At 71.8% G+C, this 18,413-nt stretch carries 18 protein-coding genes and 1 pseudogene; 4 read left to right on the top strand and 15 right to left on the bottom strand.

Features of this window, described 5'->3' with window-relative positions:
- The first annotated feature begins 50 nt into the window (after nucleotides 1-50).
- Both HUT10_RS36540 and HUT10_RS36535 read left to right on the top strand, forming a co-directional pair.
- Complete coding sequence (locus tag HUT10_RS36540) at nucleotides 51-1,406, top strand: helix-turn-helix domain-containing protein (protein ID WP_176175353.1); 1,356 nt, start codon at nucleotides 51-53, stop codon at nucleotides 1,404-1,406.
- A 26-nt stretch (nucleotides 1,407-1,432) separates the two neighbouring features.
- Nucleotides 1,433-2,626 (top strand): helix-turn-helix domain-containing protein, encoded by a 1,194-nt coding sequence (locus tag HUT10_RS36535; RefSeq protein WP_176175352.1) that lies wholly within the window; start codon nucleotides 1,433-1,435, stop codon nucleotides 2,624-2,626.
- Between the two features lie 108 nt (nucleotides 2,627-2,734).
- Here HUT10_RS36535 and HUT10_RS36530 read toward each other — a convergent pair whose 3' ends face one another.
- The 15 genes from HUT10_RS36530 to HUT10_RS36460 are packed head-to-tail and all read right to left on the bottom strand — an operon-like array spanning nucleotide 2,735 to nucleotide 16,354.
- Nucleotides 2,735-3,859, bottom strand: a complete 1,125-nt coding sequence (locus tag HUT10_RS36530) for a KR domain-containing protein (protein ID WP_254897182.1) — start codon at nucleotides 3,857-3,859, stop codon at nucleotides 2,735-2,737.
- A 49-nt stretch (nucleotides 3,860-3,908) separates the two neighbouring features.
- Nucleotides 3,909-4,625 (bottom strand): AMP-binding protein, encoded by a 717-nt coding sequence (locus tag HUT10_RS36525; RefSeq protein WP_176175350.1) that lies wholly within the window; start codon nucleotides 4,623-4,625, stop codon nucleotides 3,909-3,911.
- Nucleotides 4,583-5,044: an AMP-binding protein gene (locus HUT10_RS36520; protein WP_176175349.1), complete on the bottom strand. Its 462-nt coding sequence runs from the start codon at nucleotides 5,042-5,044 to the stop codon at nucleotides 4,583-4,585. The genes HUT10_RS36525 and HUT10_RS36520 overlap by 43 nt, the downstream gene beginning before the upstream one ends.
- A 17-nt stretch (nucleotides 5,045-5,061) precedes the next feature.
- On the bottom strand, nucleotides 5,062-5,667 hold the full coding sequence (locus tag HUT10_RS36515) for a hypothetical protein (RefSeq protein ID WP_176175348.1): 606 nt from the start codon (nucleotides 5,665-5,667) through the stop codon (nucleotides 5,062-5,064).
- Nucleotides 5,664-6,161, bottom strand: a complete 498-nt coding sequence (locus HUT10_RS36510) for a hypothetical protein (protein WP_176175347.1) — start codon at nucleotides 6,159-6,161, stop codon at nucleotides 5,664-5,666. The genes HUT10_RS36515 and HUT10_RS36510 overlap by 4 nt, the downstream gene beginning before the upstream one ends.
- Nucleotides 6,158-7,264 carry an MlaD family protein gene (locus HUT10_RS36505; protein WP_176175346.1) on the bottom strand — a complete coding sequence of 369 codons (1,107 nt, stop codon included), beginning with the start codon at nucleotides 7,262-7,264 and terminating at the stop codon, nucleotides 6,158-6,160. The genes HUT10_RS36510 and HUT10_RS36505 overlap by 4 nt, the downstream gene beginning before the upstream one ends.
- Nucleotides 7,264-8,235 (bottom strand): MCE family protein, encoded by a 972-nt coding sequence (locus HUT10_RS36500; protein WP_176175345.1) that lies wholly within the window; start codon nucleotides 8,233-8,235, stop codon nucleotides 7,264-7,266. The genes HUT10_RS36505 and HUT10_RS36500 overlap by 1 nt, the downstream gene beginning before the upstream one ends.
- Nucleotides 8,232-9,230, bottom strand: a complete 999-nt coding sequence (locus HUT10_RS36495) for an MCE family protein (RefSeq protein WP_176175344.1) — start codon at nucleotides 9,228-9,230, stop codon at nucleotides 8,232-8,234. The genes HUT10_RS36500 and HUT10_RS36495 overlap by 4 nt, the downstream gene beginning before the upstream one ends.
- Nucleotides 9,230-10,225, bottom strand: coding sequence for an MCE family protein (locus tag HUT10_RS36490; RefSeq protein ID WP_176175343.1), 996 nt, complete (start codon nucleotides 10,223-10,225; stop codon nucleotides 9,230-9,232). The genes HUT10_RS36495 and HUT10_RS36490 overlap by 1 nt, the downstream gene beginning before the upstream one ends.
- The gene (locus HUT10_RS36485) at nucleotides 10,222-11,238 is read right to left on the bottom strand and encodes an MCE family protein (protein ID WP_176175342.1); all 1,017 of its coding nucleotides are present in this window, start codon (nucleotides 11,236-11,238) and stop codon (nucleotides 10,222-10,224) included. Before HUT10_RS36485 ends, HUT10_RS36490 begins: the two co-directional genes overlap by 4 nt.
- Nucleotides 11,235-12,431, bottom strand: a complete 1,197-nt coding sequence (locus tag HUT10_RS36480; RefSeq protein WP_176175341.1) for an MCE family protein — start codon at nucleotides 12,429-12,431, stop codon at nucleotides 11,235-11,237. Before HUT10_RS36480 ends, HUT10_RS36485 begins: the two co-directional genes overlap by 4 nt.
- Nucleotides 12,428-13,243 (bottom strand): ABC transporter permease, encoded by an 816-nt coding sequence (locus tag HUT10_RS36475; RefSeq protein ID WP_176175340.1) that lies wholly within the window; start codon nucleotides 13,241-13,243, stop codon nucleotides 12,428-12,430. Before HUT10_RS36475 ends, HUT10_RS36480 begins: the two co-directional genes overlap by 4 nt.
- Nucleotides 13,244-14,038, bottom strand: coding sequence for an ABC transporter permease (locus tag HUT10_RS36470; RefSeq protein ID WP_176175339.1), 795 nt, complete (start codon nucleotides 14,036-14,038; stop codon nucleotides 13,244-13,246).
- The gene (locus HUT10_RS36465) at nucleotides 14,035-14,763 is read right to left on the bottom strand and encodes a hypothetical protein (protein WP_176175338.1); all 729 of its coding nucleotides are present in this window, start codon (nucleotides 14,761-14,763) and stop codon (nucleotides 14,035-14,037) included. The genes HUT10_RS36470 and HUT10_RS36465 overlap by 4 nt, the downstream gene beginning before the upstream one ends.
- Nucleotides 14,764-14,782: 19 nt before the next feature.
- Nucleotides 14,783-16,354: a DUF6801 domain-containing protein gene (locus HUT10_RS36460; protein WP_176175337.1), complete on the bottom strand. Its 1,572-nt coding sequence runs from the start codon at nucleotides 16,352-16,354 to the stop codon at nucleotides 14,783-14,785.
- Nucleotides 16,355-16,605: 251 nt separating this feature from the next.
- Here HUT10_RS36460 and HUT10_RS36455 point away from each other — a divergent pair, with 251 nt between their 5' ends.
- Both HUT10_RS36455 and HUT10_RS36450 read left to right on the top strand, forming a co-directional pair.
- Nucleotides 16,606-17,535, top strand: coding sequence for an ATP-binding cassette domain-containing protein (locus tag HUT10_RS36455; RefSeq protein WP_176175336.1), 930 nt, complete (start codon nucleotides 16,606-16,608; stop codon nucleotides 17,533-17,535).
- A pseudogene (locus HUT10_RS36450) lies at nucleotides 17,532-18,364 on the top strand (ABC transporter permease). The gene HUT10_RS36455 and the pseudogene HUT10_RS36450 overlap by 4 nt, the downstream one beginning before the upstream one ends.
- The last annotated feature ends 49 nt before the right edge of the window (nucleotides 18,365-18,413 follow it).

Below are 18,413 nucleotides of genomic sequence, written 5' to 3'. Positions count from 1 at the left end.
CGGCGTTCCCGCCGACGAGGCCGATTTTGTTGCCAGCAAGGATAAAACACATGACCGACGTGGACACTGGAGTCTCCGTACCCGTCCTGCGGGCCGGACGGCCGCACCCCGGCGAGCGCACTCCCGGACCGGCCTACCGGCAGCAGTCCGTGTCGGCCGACCGGCCCCGCCCCGCCTACCCGCCCGCCCCGCGCACCCCGGCGGATCCCCGGCCCGGCCGGGCTTCCGGCGCGATCGGGCTGTGGGCGTCGCTGCCGCGCGAGCTGGCGATCCGCTTCAAGCCGCGGGTCGACCCGCTCGCCCGCGCCATCCTGCAGGAGGTGCAGCGGGCGGTGCCCGAGTACCGCCAGCCGCTGGAGGGCGCGTTCGGGCACATCATCACGCAGGGTGTCCGGCAGTCGATCATCCAGTGCCTCGACAGCGTCGGCACCCCCGGCGCCGTGCCGCTCGAGACGTGGACGACCGTCTTCCGCAACCTCGGCAAGATCGAGTTCAACGAGGGCCGCAGCCTCGACTGCCTGCAGACGGCGTACCGGGTCGGCGGGCGCGTCGCGTGGCGGCACATCAGCGAATTCGGGCAGGCCACCGGCGTCTCCGCGGACACGCTGTGCACCAGCGCGGAGGCCATCTTCGCCTACGTCGACGAGATCTCCGCGCTCTCGATCGAGGGCTACACGGCGGCGCAGACGCGCGCCGCCGGCACCCGCGCCCGCCGCCGGAGACGGCTGCTGGAGCTGCTGCTCGCCGACCCGCCGTCCGCGCCGCAGACCATCACCGCACAGGCCGCCACGGCGCAGTGGCCCCTGCCGGCCGAAGTCACCGTCGTCGCCCTCGAACCGCGTCCCGACCAGCACAGCCTGTCCGCGCCGGACCTGCACTCCGACGTGCTCGTCGACCTCGAGGGCAGCGAGCCGTGCCTGGTCACCGGCGACCCGGGACGGCACCTGAAGAACCTCGCCGAGCGGCTGCCGGGCTGGCGGGCGGTGATCGGCCCGACCGTGCGGCTCACCGACGCGCCGCGCTCGCTGCTCTGGGCCCGCCGCACGCTCAAGCTGGTCCAGCGCGGCGTGCTGCCGGACGCGCCGGTGACGCGCTGCACCGACCACCTGTCCACGCTGTGGCTGCTCGCCGACGAGTTCCTCGTCCGCGAACTGTGCGCGCGCAGCCTGCAGCCGTTCAAGGACCTCACGCCGAAGCAGCGCGCGCGGCTCGGCGAGACGCTGCTGATCTGGCTGCAGTCCCGCGGGAGCGCCCCCGAGATCGCGAAGAAGCTGAAGGTGCACCCGCAGACCGTCCGGTACCGCATGCACCAGCTGATCGACCTGTTCGGCGACCGGCTCAACAACGCCGACGACCGGCTCGACATGGAGATCGCGCTGCGGGCGGAGGCACTGCTCGGTTCCTGAGTCCCCTTCAACGGCGAGGTGGGTGCATGACGGGATCGCCCGTCGAGACGGCCTTCGGGCCGATGCTGGGCGGCGACGGCCGTCCGGGGCAGCTGTGGGCCATGCTCCCCCGCGAGCTGGCCGCGGTGTTCCGGCCGCGGCTGCTCGACGTCGCCGACGAGGTGCTGCGCGAGATCCAGCGGACCATCCCGGACTACGCGAGGCCACTCGACGGCGCGTTCGGCAAGGCGCTGCGGGCGGGCGTCCAGGCGGCGATCCTGCAGTTCGTCGACCGGATCGCCGCGTCGGGACCGCTGCCGGAGGAGCGCCGCAAGGTGTTCGTCGGGCTCGGCGTGCACGAGCTCGCGCAGGGCCGCAACCTCGACGTCCTGCAGGCCGCGTACCGGGTCGGCGCCCGGGTGACCTGGCGGCGGATGGCCGAGGTGGGGACGCGGGCCGGCGTGCCGTCGGCGACGCTGTGCCTGCTGGCCGAGGCCATCTTCGCCTACATCGACGAGCTGTCCGCGCTGTCGATCGAGGGCCACGCGGCGGCACAGGCCCGGGCGGCGGGCGCGCTGGAACGGCGGCGGCGACGGCTGCTGGACCTGCTGCTGGCGGACCCGCCGTCGCCGTCCCGGATGGTCCAGGAAGCGGCGACGGCGGCGGAGTGGCCGTTGCCGCACCGGCTCGTCGCGGTGGCGCTCGACGGGCCCGCCGACGTCACCGGGCTGGCGGCGCTGGAGGACCTCGAAGACGGCACCCCGCGGCTGCTCCTGCCGGCCCCGGAGGACCGCCACGCGCTGACGGCGGCCCTGGCCGGCCACCGCGCGGCGGTGGGGCCGGCGGTACCGCCGCGCCAGGCGGGCCGTTCACTGGCGACGGCCCAGCAGGCGCTGCGGCTCGTCGGCGACGCCCTCCCGGACGAGCCGCTGACCTGGTGCGAAGACCACCTGGCGGCGTTGTGGCTGCGCAAGGAGCCGTTCCTGGTGACGGAGGTGTCCCGCCGCCGCCTGGCCCCGCTGACGGCGTTGACGCCGAAGCAGTACAACCGACTGGCCCCCACGCTGCTGGCGTGGCTGGAGACGTGCGGCAACGTCCGCGAGGTCGCCGACCGCCTCGCGATCCACCCGCAGACGGTCCGCGCCCGCGCCCAGGAGCTGGAAGCCCTCTTCGCGGACCACCTCCGCAACCCGGACGACCGCTTCGAGATGATCCTCGCCCTCCGCGCCACCCTCCCCTGACCGGTCGGTTCGCGTACCTGGACAGTCGGTTTGCGTACCTGGAGGGTCGGATGGCGAGCCGACCCTCCAGGTACGCGAACCGACCCTCCGGGTACGCCGGTCGACCGGTCAGAGGATGGAGAAGTAGGGGCGGGGGAGGTCGGGGAGGTGGGGCAGGCCGAGCTGGATCGTCGTGGCCGGGAGGCCGCGGGAGCGCCGCCAGGTGGCGAAGGCGTCGAGCCAGGCGTCGGCCGTGGCGCGGGACGTTCCGCCCGGGGCGCCGAACAACGCCGTGGCCGACGTACCCAGCAGCCACCACTCCGGTGGGCAGTCCGCGGTCGCCTCGTGCAGGCGGCGGGCGCCCAGCACGCCGGCGTGCCAGCCGGCCGCCGGGTCGTCGGTGAGGACGCCTGCCGTGTGGACGATGCCCCGCAGCGGCAGGCCGTCCGCCGTCGCCGCCGCGATCAGCCGGTCCGCGACGCCGGGCTCGGCGATGTCGCCCTGGACCACCACCGCGCCGGGCGCACCCTTGTATGGTCCACAAAGGACGACACGGGTGGCGCCCATATCGGCCAGCCACCGGGCGGTTGCGGGCCCGAGACCGCCGGTGACCACGTACGCGCCGGGCCCGGTCGGGACCTCGACGGCGAACGGCACGCGGGCCAGCCGGGCCGCGTACCGGACGTCGTGCCGCCAGCGGACTTCGTCGTCCGGGGCGTCCGACCGCAGCTCGCGCACCAGCACGTCCACATCGGACCGCGCGTCGACGTCGACCAGGCTCGCCCGCAGCTGCGGCCGCTCGACCGCGAGCACCCGCACCAGCCCGCGCAGGAACGCCAGCCCCGGCTCGCCGCCGGCCTGCGTGACCAGGTGGAACCGGACGCCGAAGCCGACGCGGGCGACCACCGGCAGCACCGAAAGCAGCAGCTCCTGCGCGGCCTCCGGGTCGTGGTAGGCGTACGGCGACCCGGTCAGGAAGACGACGCCGCGCACCGGCCGCTCGGCCAGGAACCCGGGCAGCTCGTCGAGGTCGTCGCGCGGCAGCGACAACGCGTCGTCCCCGGCCGCGGCCAGCGCCAGCGCCAGCGCGACGGCCCGGCCGAGCGCCGCCGGGTGCTCGTCGGTCAGCAGCAGCCACGCGCCCGGCGCGGGCGGCTCGCCCGGCGGCAGCGGCACTTCCGGCCACGTCACTTCGAACGATGAAGTGGCGAACGGGACGCCCGGCGACAGCGCCCGCTCCGCCGGCCCGGTCACCACAGGCCGTCCCCGGCGGAAGACTGCAGGACGACGACTCTTCGCAGCGTCAGCCCGTGCCGCGTCGAGACCGCGTGCCGCACCGCCCGCTCGACCTCGCCGCGCGGCGGGACGACACCGTCGGCCAGCTCGAGCACGACCACCGCCTGGCCGCCGTGCACGGCGAACGCCGACGCCGCACGCGGCCGGATCGCCGGGTGCGCCTGCTCGGCCGTCGCTTCGAGGTCCTCCGGGCGGTACCCGGCGACGAGGCTCCGGCCGGTGACGCACAGGTCCCCGCAGGGTCCAGGAAGCCCTGGTCACCGGTCCGCAGCCACCACCGCGGCTCGTCGTCACCGGTGAGCCGGGCGCAGAAGACGCGCGCGGACTCCCCGGGCCGCCGCCAGTAGCCGCGGGCGACGTTCGGTCCGCTCACCCAGATTTCGCCGAGGTCACCGGCGGGGACCCGCCGTCCGTCCCGGTCGACGATCGCGACCCGCTGGCCGGCCGGCCGTCCACAAGCGACCAGCGCGGTCGCTTCGGCCACGACGTACGCCTCCCGCAGTGCCTCGGGGACGGACGCGTCGTCGCCGAGCACCGCCGGGCGGTCGGTGACGATCGGCACCGCCACCCCGAGCACCAGCCCCAGCGGGTCGCTCGGCGGCAGCCCGGTCACCACGGTCGCCCGGCCCAGTACCTCGGCCGCCTGCCGCGCGTTGGCCAGCACGTTGGCGTGCGTGACCATCACCCCGCCCGGGTACTGCAGGTACGCCACGTCCTCGGGCACGAGCCGGATTTCGGGCCACCGGTGGCGTCCGGCACGGCGTCCACGGCCAGCACCCGGTGCCCGCAGGTGTCCAAAGTGGCCAGGAAACTCCGGACCGCGGGCACGGTGGCCGCGGTCGCCAGCACGATCGACGGCTCGGCGTCGGCGAGCACGCTCGCCCGGCGGTCCGGCCCGGCGGGGATGGCGACCAGCCCGGCCCGCAGCGCGCCGAGGAACGCGACGACGTAGTCCGGCGACGGCGCGGCGAGGATCGCCGCCCGCTGCCGCGGCTCGGTGACCCGGCGCAGGGCCGCGGCGACCGCCGTGACGCGCCGGTCCAGCTCACCCCAGGTCAGGGTGACCGCGAGCCGGGACCAGGTCAGGGCCGGCTCGTCGCCCGCCGCCGCGGCGCGGCAGGCCAGCAGTTCGGAAAGGGTCATGGGCTCCTCGCGCATGCTCAGGCCGCGGACATCCCGGTGACGCGCCACTTCCCGCCGACGCGCTCCGCCGTGACGCTCAGCTGGGCGGCGCCGGTGCTGCGCTGCCCGTCGCCCCGCGTACCGGTCTGGTCGAGGAACACCAGCAGTGCCGCGCGGTCGCCGTCGAGGAGCTTCACGCCGGACGCGACGGCGGTGGAGGTCACCACGAGCTTCTGCTCGGTGGCCAGCTTGCGGACCTGGCCGAACAGCTGCTCGTACTGCGCGAGCGCGGGCCCGGTCAGGACGTCCTTCGCGGCCTGCTCGCTCTTGGCCGGATCGTCGTAGCGGTAGGAGAAGACCGTGCCGAGCGCCGCGCTGACCTGCTTCCCGGCGTCGGCCGTGCCCGCGACGTCGGACAGCGCGCTGTTGTGCGCGACGACGTCGTTCGTGGCCCGCGCTTCGAGCGTGAACCACACCGCGAGCCCGGCCATGACCACGGCCACCACCGCGAGCACCACCATGGCCCGCCGCCGCGGCCGGACGGCCGGGGCCGGCTCGGCCGAGGCCGGGGCCGGCTCGTCACGAGCTTCCGGGTGCCGTCGGCCGGCGACCTTCACGGCCCGCTTCTTCGTCGCTGTCTTCACGGTGCCTCCCCGACGGGAACCTGGCCGAGGCCGGTGACGTGCCAGCCGTCCGGCCCGCGGGTCAGGTCGGCCTGGAACCGGTTGCGCTTGGTCACGGCGTCCCCGCCGTCGGGCGCCACGACGAGTTCGACCGAGGCGATCAGCTTCGCCGTCCCCGCCGCGGTGTCCACTTCGGTCACCGCGGCGTCGGTCACCTTGCCCGTGGTGACGGTCTTGGCCTGCGCTATCCGGTCGAGGCTGCCCTGCCGGTCCGCCGCCAGCTCGTCGCGCAGCGCGCCGCCGGACAGCTCGAGCCAGTGCTGGTAACCCGGCGCGGCCTGCCGGTAGTCCAAAGTGGTCAGCCCGGCCACCGCCGTCCGGCCCGCCTGCAACGCCTCTTCCCGGACGACCGCGCGCGCGACGCCGTCGTCGTGCGCCGCCTGCCACCAGGTGAAGCCCGACCACCCGGCCGCGACGGTCGCCAGGACCGCCGCCACCAACGCAAGAATCCTCACGGCCGTCCTCCCGGTGCGTTCTGCGAGCCCCGCACGTTCGTCGGGTCACCCTTCGGCAGCGCGCAGCGCGCCGCCGTGTTCAGCGGCCGCACCGACGTGTCGAGGCCGTTGCGGTACGGCGTCGAGTACCCGGTGGTGCACGGCGGCGGGTCGAAGAAGGTCAGTGACAGTCCGATATGGACACCGTCCGGCCGCACGATCGTGCCGGCCGCGGCGACCGCCTGCGGCGCGGTGATCAGCAGCTGCCGGATCCCGTCCTGCCGCGTTTCCAGGACGTCCGCGGTGGTCAGCAGGTTGGCCAGCAGCACGCCGAGGTTCGGCCCGGAGTCGCGGATCAGGGCGCTCACCTCGTTCGCGGCCGCGGGCACGGCCGGGATGAGGGTGCGCAGGTCGCCGTCGGACGCCTTCAGGGTCGACGCCAGCAGCTTCGCGTTGACGCCGAAGTCGCGGATCGCGCCGGCCTGCTGCACCTGGGTGTCGAGCACGGTGTGCGCGTCGGTGACGAACCGGGTCAGCGGCGCGACGTGCGCGCTCGCCGCCTGCACGAACTCGATGCCGCGGCCGACCAGCTGGTCCAGCGCCGGGCCGGCGTCGGACGTCGCGTTGTACAGCTCGTCGACGACCGTGCGCAGCGCGGGCTTGGGCACCGAGTTCGCGAACGAGTCCACTGTAGACAAGACGACGTCGACCGGTAGCGGGATCTTCGTGTCCGCCTGGGTGAGCACCGAACCGTCGTGCAGCTTGGGACCGCCGTCGGTGCGCGGCCGCAGGTCGACGTACTGCTCGCCGACGGCCGACCGGTCCGCGACCACGGCTTCGGTGTCGGCGGGCACCGGCGCGGTCCCGGAGTCGATCTCGAGGTCGGCTTCCATCCCGGCCGGGGTCAGCCGCAGCTCGCCGACGCGGCCGATCGGGACACCGCGGTAGGTGACCTCGGCGTTCGTGAAGATGCCGCCGCCGGTCGGGAACTGCGCGGTCACGGTGTAGCCGCGGTCGAAGAACACCTTGTCGAGGCCCGCGTAGGTGGCCCCGACGTAGGCGACGCCGACGACGGCGATGACCACGAAGAGCGTCACCTGCACGCGCACGAACCGGGTCAGCATCAGTGGCCTGCCTTCAGGAACCCGTTGAGGTAGTCGCCGCGGATGGTGTCCAGTGCGGCGTCCGGGAACGGGAAGGTGAAGACCATCTCCATGGCCTTCGGGAGCTTGTCGCCGGAGTCGGCCAGCCGCCGCAGCAGCGGCTCCAGCGCGCGGAGGTCGGCGACCAGGTCGTCCTTGCTGCGGTTGACCGTGTCGACGGCGACCGAGGTCAGCCCGTCCAGGGACTTGAGCATCCCGACCAGCGCCTCCCGCTGCTGGTTGAGGACGCCGATGCCGGGCGTGAGGCCGTTCAGCGTGGTGGTGATCCGGTCGGTGTGCGCGTTCAGCGTCGCCGAGAGCTTGTTGACGCTCTCGATGGCCCGGGTGATCTCGTTGCGGTGCTCGTCGAGCCCCCGCACGAAGGTGTCCAGATCGGACAGCAGGGACCGCGCCGCGGTCTCCTTGCCGCCGAGTGCGTCGTTCAGCTCGTGGCTGATGTTCTGCACCTGCGCGACGCCGCCCCCGTTGAGCAGCAACGACAGCGCTCCGAAGACCTCCTCGATTTCGGGCGTCAGCGTCGACCGGTCCAGCGGGATGTCCGCGCCGTCGAGCAGCCGGCCCGACGGCGTCGCGTCGTCGGGCGGGGCGAGTTCGACGAACTTCTCGCCGAGGATGCTCGCCTGCCGCAGCCGGGCGACGGCGTTGCCCGGCAGGTCGACGTCCCCGTTGAGCAGCAGCTCGACGACCGCGCTGCGCCCGTCCGGCGCCAGTTCGACCTTGACGACCTGGCCGACCGGCACGTCGTTGACCTTGACCCCGGACTGCGGCACCAGGTCGAGCACGTTCGTGAAGCTCGCGGTGACGTGGATCGGGTGGTCGCCGAGCGCGGCGCCGCCCGGCAGCGGGATGTCGTAGACACTCACCCCGCTGCCGCAGCCGGTGGTGACCAGCGCGAGGGTGACCACCGCAGCCAGCTTGACCAGTGACTTCATTTCGGCTCCGCGTACTCGAGGAGATTGCCGCGGCCGTCGATCGTCCCGTTGGCCTGGTCGTAGGCACCGAGCAGGTTCGTCAGGGCGTTCGGGGCCGCCTGGAGCGCCTCGGCCAGCGAGTCCTTCTGGTTCACCAGCACCTTCGTCACGTCGGCCAGCTTGTCCACATCGGACTGAACCCGACCGCGGTTGTCCTTGATGAACCCCTGCACGACGCTCAGCGCCTGGGTCAGCTCGGTCAGCGCGCCGGAGAACTGGTCACGCTGGTCGGCCAGCACCTTGCTGAGCGAGGCGATCTGCGAGATGGCCTGCTTGACCTGGCCGTCGTTGGCGGCGAGCATCGCGGTGAACCTGCTGATGTTGTCCACGGAGTTGAACAGGTCGTCCTTGGAATCGCTCGCCGTGCGCGCGAACTCGCCGAGGTTCTTGATCGCGGTGCCGATGGTCTGCCCGGTGCCGTTCAGGTAGTCCGCGGACCGGGTCAGGACCTCGCTGACGGCGCCGTCCTTGTTGGCGCCCTGCGGCCCGAGCGCGGACATCAGCTGGTTGAGGCTGTGCAGCAGGTCGTCGACCTCGACCGGGGTGGCGGTGCGCTCCCGCGGGATCGACGCACCGTCGGGCAGCTGCGGGCCGCCGCGGTAGACCGGCGTGAGCTGGACGTACCGGTCGGCGACCAGGCTCGGCGTGATGACGACGGCCCCGGCGTCCGCGGGCAGCGGCACGCCCGGCCGCAGCGTCATGGTGACCTTGACGTCGGTGCCGTTCGGTTCCACTTCGGACACCGAGCCGATGGCGACGCCGAGGACGCGGACGTCCGAGTTCGGGTAGATGCCGACGGCGGCGGTGAAGTACGCGGTCAGCGTCCGCTCGGCAGGCGCGGTGACCACGGGCCACGCGGCCGAGACGACGAGGGCGAGCAGAACGCCGAGCGTGAGGGCCCGCAACCGCGTCCGCCGTCGCGCCTCGGCACCCAGGTCGATGAGCTGGTGGGCCATCAGCGTCCCCCGTTCTTCGGCGGCTGGCAGCTGCCCGGCGTGCTGCCGGTCGGGATCAGTCCGCAGATGTAGGTGTCGATCCACCGGCCGTTGCCGACGGCGTTGCCGAGCAGCCGGTAGAACGGCCCGGCCAGGCGCAGGCTGTCCTCGAGCTTCCCCTGGTTCTGCTGCAGCACGGTCGCCACGCGGTCGAGCTGGTCGAGCGCCGGCCCGAGTGTCTTCTGGTTCTCCGCGACCAGGCCGCGCAGCTGGATCGCAAGGTTCTTGATGCCGGTGAACAGCTTGGCGATGGCGTCCTTGCGGGCGTTCAGCTCGGTGAGGAGGGTGTTGCCGTCGCGGATGAGCGCCTGGATCTGGCCGGACCGTTCGCCGAGCGTCTTGGACACCTGATTGGTGTTCTGGAACAGCTTGACCAGCTCTTCGTCGCGTGAGGCCAGCGTCTGCGACAGGGCGGCGACGCCGTTGAACGCGGTCTTGACGTCCTGGGGTGCCGACGCGCCGAGGGTGTCGGACAGCGTCCGGAACGCCTGGGCGAGCTGGTCGGTGTCGATCGCGCCGACCGTGCTCGCCAGGTCGTTGAAGACCGCGGTGACGTCGTAGGGCGAGCTGGTCCGCTCGGCCGGGATCGGCTGGTCCGGGTTCAGCTCGGCGTTGCCGACCGGGTCGAGGACGAGGTTCTTCTGGCCGAGCAGCGTCTTGATCTTGATCGCCGCCGTTGTCCGGTTGCCGACCCAGGTGTCGCGGACCCGGAACAGCACCTCGACGTGGTCGCCGGCCAGCCGCACGTCGGTGACCTCGCCGACCTTCACCCCGGCCACGCGGACTTCGTCGTTCGGCTTCAGCCCGGCGGCCTCGTGGAACTCGGCCTTGTATGTGGTGCCGCCGCCGATGAGCGGCAGGTCGTCGGAGAAGAAGGTGGCACTGCCGATCAGGGCCATGACCAGTGCGGTCACCGCGCCGACGGCGATCGGGTTGCGGCTGCGGAAGGGTTTCACCGGCACCTCGCAGCGGTGACGGGGATGCCCGGTGGCGGACCGCCCGGCGCCGGTTTCGCGTCCGTCTGCACCGAGCAGAGGTAGAAGTTCGCCCACGAGCCGTAGGAGAACAGCGTGCCGATCCGGTCGAGCTTCTTCGGCAGGTTGTCGAGGAACTGCTGGAACACCGGGGTGTTGTCGGCCAGGTTCTTCGACAGGTCACCGAGTGCGGTGATGCTGCCCTTGAGCGGCTGACGGCCCTGCTCCAGCAGCCCGGCGGTCGCCGTGGTCAGCTCGCCGAGGCCGCCGATGGCCTGCCCGATCGGCTTGGCGTCCGCGGCCAGGCCGGTGACCAGCTGGGCGGTGGTGTCGACGAGCGTGTCGAACTGGTCGCCCTGGGCGTTCAGCGTGTCGAGCACGGTGTTGAGGTTGCCGATCACCTGGCCGATCAGCGCGTCCTTCCCGGCCAGGGTCGAAGTCAGCGACGCGGTGTGCCGCAGCAGGCTGTCGATCGTGCTGCCCTCCCCCTGCAGGACCTGGATGATCTCGAACGACAGCTGGTTGACGTCGTTGGGCGACAGTGCCTGGAAGAGCGGCTTGAAGCCGTTGAACAGCGCGGTGAGGTCGAGCGCCGGCTTGGTCCGCTCCAAGGGGATCTGCGCGCCTTCGGCGAGCGTCGGCGAGGTGTCGGTGGCGCCGGGGTCGATCGACAGGTACCGCTGCCCGACCAGGTTCCGGTAGCGGATGGTGACCGAGGCCGACGCGGTGAGCCGGTGCGTGCGGCCGACCGAGAACTCGACGTCGGCGAGCCGGTGTTCGACGACCCGCACCGAGTCGACCTGGCCGATCCGGACCCCGGCCATCCGCACTTCGTCGCCGGGGTTGACCGAGGTCGCGTCGGTGAAGCGGGCGGTGTAGCCGATGGTCGCACCGACGTTGGAGTTGGCGATGGTGATCGCCAGCACGGCCGTTGCGGCCGCGGTGACCAGGAAGAAGATGAGCCCCTTGACGGCGGGCCCCGCCACGCTCCTCATCGGACGGTCACCTCCGTCCCGCGCAGTGCCGGTCCGATGAGGACACTGCTCCAGTCGGGCACGTCACCCAGCGCCGGCTTCAGGAGCTCCGCGACCAGTTTCCGCTCACCGGGCGAGTTGGCCGGGCCGAGGTCGCCGTCGGCCGGGCCCGCGGCCGCCGCGCCGCCGCCGTAGCACTTCGGGCCGCCGGTGGCGTCGAACCGCGGGGTGTCCCGGCCGGGGACGTACTTCTCGCGCGGGTCCTGCACGGTGAGCGTCACGTGCAGGCCGGGCTCGTTCGTGCCCTTGCCGAGTGCCTTCTCCATCAGCGGCTTGAGCCGGTTGACCGCGTCGAACAAGCACGGGAACTCCGGGGAGTAGCGCGACAGCAGCTCCAGCGTCGGCCGGCTCGCCGCCGAGACGCCGATCAGGTTGTCCTTGTTCTTGCGCAGGAATTCGTTGAGGTGCCCGGTGGCGCTGGTGACGCTCGCGTAGAGGTTGTCGAGGTCGGCGCGGGTGTCCACGATGGTCTTCGCGGTGGTCGAGAGGTCGCTCAGCGCTTGGAGGATGTCCGGCGCGGCTTTCGTGTAGACGTCGGCGGCGTTCGCCAGGCCGGTGATGTCGGCCTTGAACTGCGGCATCAGCGGGTTCACCTGCCCGAGGAGGTCCTGCAGCTTGACGATGCTGTCGCCGAGGGGTTTCCCGCGGTTGTCGAGCGCCTGGGAAATCGCGCCGAGCGAGCTGTTCAGCTTCTGCGGCTGGACCGCGCGCAGCAGCGGCAGCAGGTCACCGAGGACGCGTTCCAGTTCGATGGCGTTGCTGGAGCGGTCCTGGGCGATCACGTCACCGGCCCGGAGTTTCCCCTGTGGACTGTCGGGGAGCACGAGGTTGACGTACCGCTCGCCGAACACCGTCTTCGGCAGCAGCCGCGCGGACACGTTCCCGGGCAGCAGGCCGATCTTCGCCGGGTCGAGGGCGAGGTCGATCTCGGCGCCCGTGCGCGTGCTGCGCACCGCCCGGACCTCGCCGAACGGGACGCCCTTGACCTTGACCTCGGCAGTGGGCGCGAGCTGGTTGCCGACGCGGTCCGCCCGCAGCGTCACCAGCTCGGCGTCGTCGAAGTCCTTGTCGTAGATGGCCACCGCGAGCCAGCCGAGCAGGACCAGCACGCCGAGGAAGGCGACCCCGGCGAGCTGCGTGCGGAAGCGGGTCATCCGGACACCTTCACCGTGGTCGTCGCACCCCAGATGGCCAGCGAGAGGAACAGGTCGAGCACGCTGATCAGCACGATCGACGTCCGCACGGCCCGGCCGACCGCGACGCCGACCCCGGCCGGGCCGCCGCCGGCGCGGTAGCCGTAGAAGCAGTGCGTCAGGATCACGCCGACGCTGAAGACGAGCACCTTGCCGAACGACCACAGGACGTCGCCGGGCGGCAGGAACAGCGTGAAGTAGTGGTCGTAGGTGCCGCCGGACTGTCCGAAGAAGACGACCGTGGTCAGCCGCGAGCCGAGGTAGGAGATCAGCAGCCCGATCACGTAGAGCGGGATGATGGCGATGAACCCGGCGACGATCCGGGTAGTGACCAGGTACGGCATGCTCCGCACGGCCATCACCTCCAGCGCGTCGATCTCCTCGGAAATCCGCATCGCGCCGAGCTGCGCGGTGAACCCACTGCCCACAGTGGACGAAAGGGCGAGCCCGGCGACCAGCGGCGCGATTTCGCGCGTGTTGAAGTACGCGGTCAGGAAGCCGGTCATCGCCGAGATGTTGATCTGGTTCAGCGCGCTGAAGCCCTGCAGGCCCACCGTGACGCCGGTGAACACGCAGAGCCCGACCATCACCCCGATCGTGCCGCCGATCACCGCGAGCGCGCCGCTGCCGAACGTCACTTCGGCCAGCAGCCGGACGACCTCGCGGAAGTAGCGGGTGACCGCGAGCGGGACGGCGGCGAGCGCGCGGACGTAGAAGAGCAGCTGGTCGCCGAGGTCGAACAGCCGGTCGCCGGGTTTGCCGAGGATGGCCACTCAGGTTCCCTTCGCCGGGACGAGCTGCAGGTACAGCGCGGTGAGCACGGTGTTGACGAAGAACAGCAGCAGGAACGTGATGACGACGGACTGGTTGACGACGTCGCCGACGCCCTTGGGGCCGCCCTTCGGGTTCAGGCCGCGGTAGGCCGCGACGACCCCGGCGAGGTAGCCGAAGATGACCGCCTTGATCGAGCTGACGACCAGGTCGGGCAGCTGCGCGAGGGCGTTGAAGCTGGCCAGGTACGCGCCGGGCGTGCCGCCCTGGACGATCACGTTGAAGAAGTAGCCGCCCAGCACGCCGACCACGCTGACCAGGCCGTTCAGCAGCACGGACACCCCGACGGCGGCCTGCACGCGCGGCACCACCAGCCGGTGGATCGGCGAGACGCCGAGCACCTCCATCGCGGCGATCTCCTCGCGGATGCTGCGCGCGCCGAGGTCGGCGCAGATGGCGCTGCCGCCCGCGCCGGCGATGATCAGCGTCGTCACGATCGGGCTGGCCTGCTGCACGACGGCCAGCACGCTCGCCGCGCCGTTGAACTGCTGGGCGCCGATCTGGCTGGTGAGCGAGCCGAGCTGCAGCGAGATGACCGCGCCGAACGGGATCGACACCAGGATCGCCGGCGTGATGGACACGCTGGCGATGAACCAGAACTGCTGGACGAACTCCCGCACCTGGTACGGGCGGCGGAGCATGGCGACCAGGACGTCGAGGCCCATCGCGCACATCCGGCCGAACTCGCGCAGGCCGTTCGCGGCCTTCTGCGGCGCTTCGCTGAGGAACGTGGTCATGACTTGCACCCGGTGCTGAAGCAGCGGAGCTGGAGGTTGGAGACGAAGGTGTTGCCCGGCCCGGAAACCAGGCCGGTGAGCAGCCGGCTGACGTCCTCGTGCCCGACGCACCCGGCGAACTCCGGGGTGGTGAAGGTCGACGTCACCTTCACCGGCGGGGCGGGCGGGGAAATCGGCACCAGCGCCTTGATGGTGACCGCCGCGGGCTGGGCCGTCCGGCAGTCCGGGCCGACGTCGAGGGGCCGTCCGTCCACTTTGACGTCCGAAAGCCTGATGAACACCTTGGCGGTCACGTCCGTGTCGGCGCAGATGTTGGTCTGCGTGGCCTTGCAGTCCTTGTCCTTGCCCGTGTGCACGGTGGCCGTGCCCGTGGCGTCCCCGTCCGGGATGATCTCGACCCGGCCGGTGGTGGGCATGAACCGGAACGCGACGAAGTAGCCGTTCGCCGGCGGGATGGCGAGTTTCCCGGTGATCGGCACGGTGTTCGTGAGACCGCCCAGCGAGCCGTCGAAGGTGCCCGGCGGGAAGGTGATGTCCGACCCGAACTTGGCGACGTGGCTCGTGGTCGGCTGCTGCGCGTCCCCCAGGGTGAAGCCGAAGGGGATCTGGGTGGCGGCCGCTTGTTGTCGTGGTGGTGGCGCGGTCTCGCCCGGCGCCGCTTCCGCGGCGCCGAGCGAGAACGCGGCCGTGACCAGCACCAGCAGCAGTGAGGTCCTGGTCAGCATCCGGAATTCCTCATCGAGTTCACTTCTTGGCGAGGGTGATGTCCAGCTTGTTGCCGGGACCGGAGGTGAGGCCGGTGATCAAGCCGGTCAGGAAGCCGCAGCCGGTGAACTGCGGGATGCCGTAGGTCGCGGTCAGCTTGCCGCCCTTGAGCGGGTCGAAGCCGGGCGCCGAGGTCAGCGGCACGTCCGCGGGCTTGACCGTGTGGCACGACTTCGACGACAGGATCGGGAAACCGAACACGCGGACCTTGGTGAGCTGGACGTCGATCCGGGCGTTCGCCTTGACCGCACCACTGGTGAGGGTGCCGGTGATGGCGCCGACCTGGTCGAGCTTCACCGTCGCGGACGCCGGGATGAAGCCGAGGACTCGGAAGTGGACATCCGACTTCGGCAGCGCGAGCTGGGCCCCGAACTTGCCCGAGGCGGCGTCGAGCTTGGCGTCCAGGGTGCCCGGGCCGAGCGGCAGCGTGGCGTGCAGCTGCTTGAGGACCGACTTGCCCTGCACGGAGTACTTGACCTCGATGCCGCCCGGCGGGTTCGTCGGCGTGGTGGTCGGGGTCGACGGCTGGGTGGTCGGCGTTGTCGGCTCGGTCGTCGGCGTGGTCGGGGTTGTCGGTTCCGTCGTCGGAGTCGTCGGTTCCGTGGTCGGAGTCGTCGGCTCCGTGGTCGGGGTCGTCGGCTCCGTCGTCGGCGTGGTCGGCTCCGTGGTCGGGGTCGTCGGCTCCGTCGTCGGGGTCGTCGGCTCAGTCGTCGGAGTCGTCGGCTCCGTGGTCGGAGTCGTCGGCTCCGTCGTCGGCGTGGTCGGCTCCGTGGTCGGAGTCGTCGGCTCCGTCGTCGGAGTCGTCGGCTCGGTCGTCGGAGTCGTCGGTTGCGTCGTCGGCGTCGTTGGCTCCGTCGTGGGCGTCGTCGGCTCCGTGGTCGGAGTCGTCGGCGTGGTCGGGGTCGTCGGCGTCGTCGGCGTGGTGGTGCCGCCCGCCGGCTTGATCTCGAACGTGCCCAGCTGCTGGTTCTGGCCCGGGACCGCGACGCAGTCGGAGGTGAACGTGCCGAGGTCGGTCGGCTGGCCGTCGGCGGTGCGCGGGGTCATCGTGGTGCTGAAGTTGCCGACCGTCACCGAGGCGGTGCCGGGGCTGGGGAACGTCACGGCCGGCGCCTTGCCGCTGCTCTTGACGTGGAAGGCACCCGACGGCGGCACCGGCGTCGAGGCGATCGTCAGCGGCAGGTTCAGGTTCAGCGTCTTGTCGACCGGGTACTTGAGCGTCGCCGCGGCCTTCGCCGAGCCGTCCAGCGAAGTGGCGCCGACCAGGGCGAGGCCCTCGGTGGCGGTCTCCGGCACGGTGACGTCGACGTCGAAGGTGATCGGAGTCGACGAGGCACCCGCGACGGCGTTGTCGGGCAGGTTCGTGTCGATCTTCACCGACAGCACCTGGTCGCCGATCAGCGGGAACGGGCAGTTGTAGTTCAGCGTCAGGCTCACCGGCGCGGCCTGGCTCGGGCCCGCTCCGACGAGCGCGACGGTCGCCGCGACCGCCGCTGCGGTCGCGGCGGCCAGGCCGAACGCGGGCTTTCTCGACTTCCACGAAAACTTCACGGGTCGTCACCTCGGGAAATGGGGGAATTTCGGCAAAGCTACCTCCGTGTTTCACGGTGAACAAGCCGCCGAAAATTCTTTGTCACACGCAGGAGATCACCCCCATCCGGAAGGGTCACGCAGGTCAGCCCTTGTCACGCGGGTGCTATCCGATTCCGCGAAAATTGTCACGCGTTCCGCGAATGGCGGCGGGCTTCTTGATCGAGAGGCTCCGGTCCCGATACCTTTTGCGCGGCAGGAAAGGAGCGGCCATGCCCCAGCCGGTCATCGCCGTGACGGACCTCGCGAAACAGTACGGCGAAGTCACCGCGCTCGCCGGGATCAGCCTCACCGTCGCCCGCGGCGCGGTGCTGGCGGTCCTCGGCCACAACGGCGCCGGGAAGACCACCCTGATCGACATCCTCAGCACGCGGGTCCGGCCGAGCGCGGGCACCGCCCGTGTCTGCGGCTACGACGTCGTGCAGCGCGGCCGCGCGGTCCGGCGGCGGATCGGCGTGACCGGGCAGTTCGCCGCGGTCGACGACGCCCTGTCCGGGCGCGGGAACCTCGTGCTGATCGCCCGGTTGCTGGGCGCCCGGCCGCGGCAGGCGCTGGCCAGGGCCACCGAGCTGATCGCCGCCTTCGGTCTCGAAGACGCGGCCGACCGCCCGGCCGGGACGTACTCGGGCGGGATGCGGCGCCGGCTCGACCTGGCCGCGGGGCTCGTCGGCGCGCCGCAGGTGCTCTTCCTCGACGAGCCGACGACCGGGCTGGACCCGGTCAGCCGCGCGGGGTTGTGGACGACCGTCGAGGGCCTCGCGGCCCGCGGGACCACGGTCGTGCTGACCACGCAGTACCTCGAGGAGGCGGATCGGCTGGCCGACCACGTCGTCGTCCTCGGGTTCGGGCACATCACCGTGTCGGGGACGCCGGCGCAGCTGAAGGCCCGGCTCGGCACCCGCACGGCGACATGCACCTTCGGCACCGAACTGGCGTTGCGGCGCGCGGTGGACGCGTTGTCGCGCCTGGGTCTGGCGGCCGGCCGCGCCGGGCTGGTGCTCACCGTGCCGTTGTCCGGCCCTGGCGACATCCCGGTGGTGGTGCGGGCACTCGACGCGGCGGGCGCCCCGCTGCGCGACCTGACGGTGACCGAGCCGACCCTCGACGACGTCTACCTTTCTTTGCACCGGGCGGCATCGTGACGCGGTTCCGGCACCACGCGGCCGTCGCCGCGCTCGCCGACCCCACGGCCTGGCCCGAATCCGGCTTCTGGACGCAGGTCCGGATCCTGACCGCCCGGTCGCTGCGCACGGCGTTCGGCGACCGGCGGCTGGTCTTCTTCGGCTTGCTGCAGCCGGTGGTGCTGCTGTTGCTGTTCAGCCAGGTGTTCAGCGGCGTCGGTGCACTGCCGGGGGTGGCGGCGTACCAGGGTTACGTGAACTTCCTGGTCCCGGCCACGCTGGTCAACATCGCGATGACGACGGCGATGAGTTCGGGAGCGGGCCTCCTGGCGGAGATCTACGGCGGCTTCACCGGACGGCTGCGCTGCCTGCCGATCTCGCTGTTTTCGGTACTGGTGGCCCGCACGTTCGCGGATTCGGCGCGCCTGGGCGTCCAGCTGGTGGTGACGGCACTGGCGAGCGTGGTGTTCCTGGGCTTCCGCCCGCGGGCGGCGTGGCCGGGCTGGCGCTGGCCCTGCTGGTGACGTTGGTCGTGGGCTGGTGCTTGAGCTGGGTGTTCGTGGCGATCACAACATGGCTGCGCAAGGCGGAGACCCTGCAGGCGGCGTCGTTCGTGGTGATGTTCCCGCTGATGTTCTCGTCGAGCGCGTACATGCCACTGGACACGATGCCGACGTGGGTCCGCGCGGTATCGGCGGTGAACCCGCTGACGTACGCGATCGACGCGACCCGGGCGTTGGCACTGGGCCGCCCGCTGGGCTGGTCGTTGACGGTGGCCTTGTCGATAGCAGCTACAGCGGCCGCGGCGGGTTCCTTCCTGGCGGCCCGCACGTTCCGCGCCCGCACGTAACTCGCGTGACCAGAGCCGTAACCGGCGTGATCGGAGCCGGAACTCGCGA

The sequence above is a fragment of the Amycolatopsis sp. Hca4 genome (genome assembly GCF_013364075.1).
Lineage (GTDB): Bacteria > Actinomycetota > Actinomycetes > Mycobacteriales > Pseudonocardiaceae > Amycolatopsis.
Note: the sequence above shows the minus strand (reverse complement) of the source record. Positions and strands in the feature narration are given on the sequence as shown.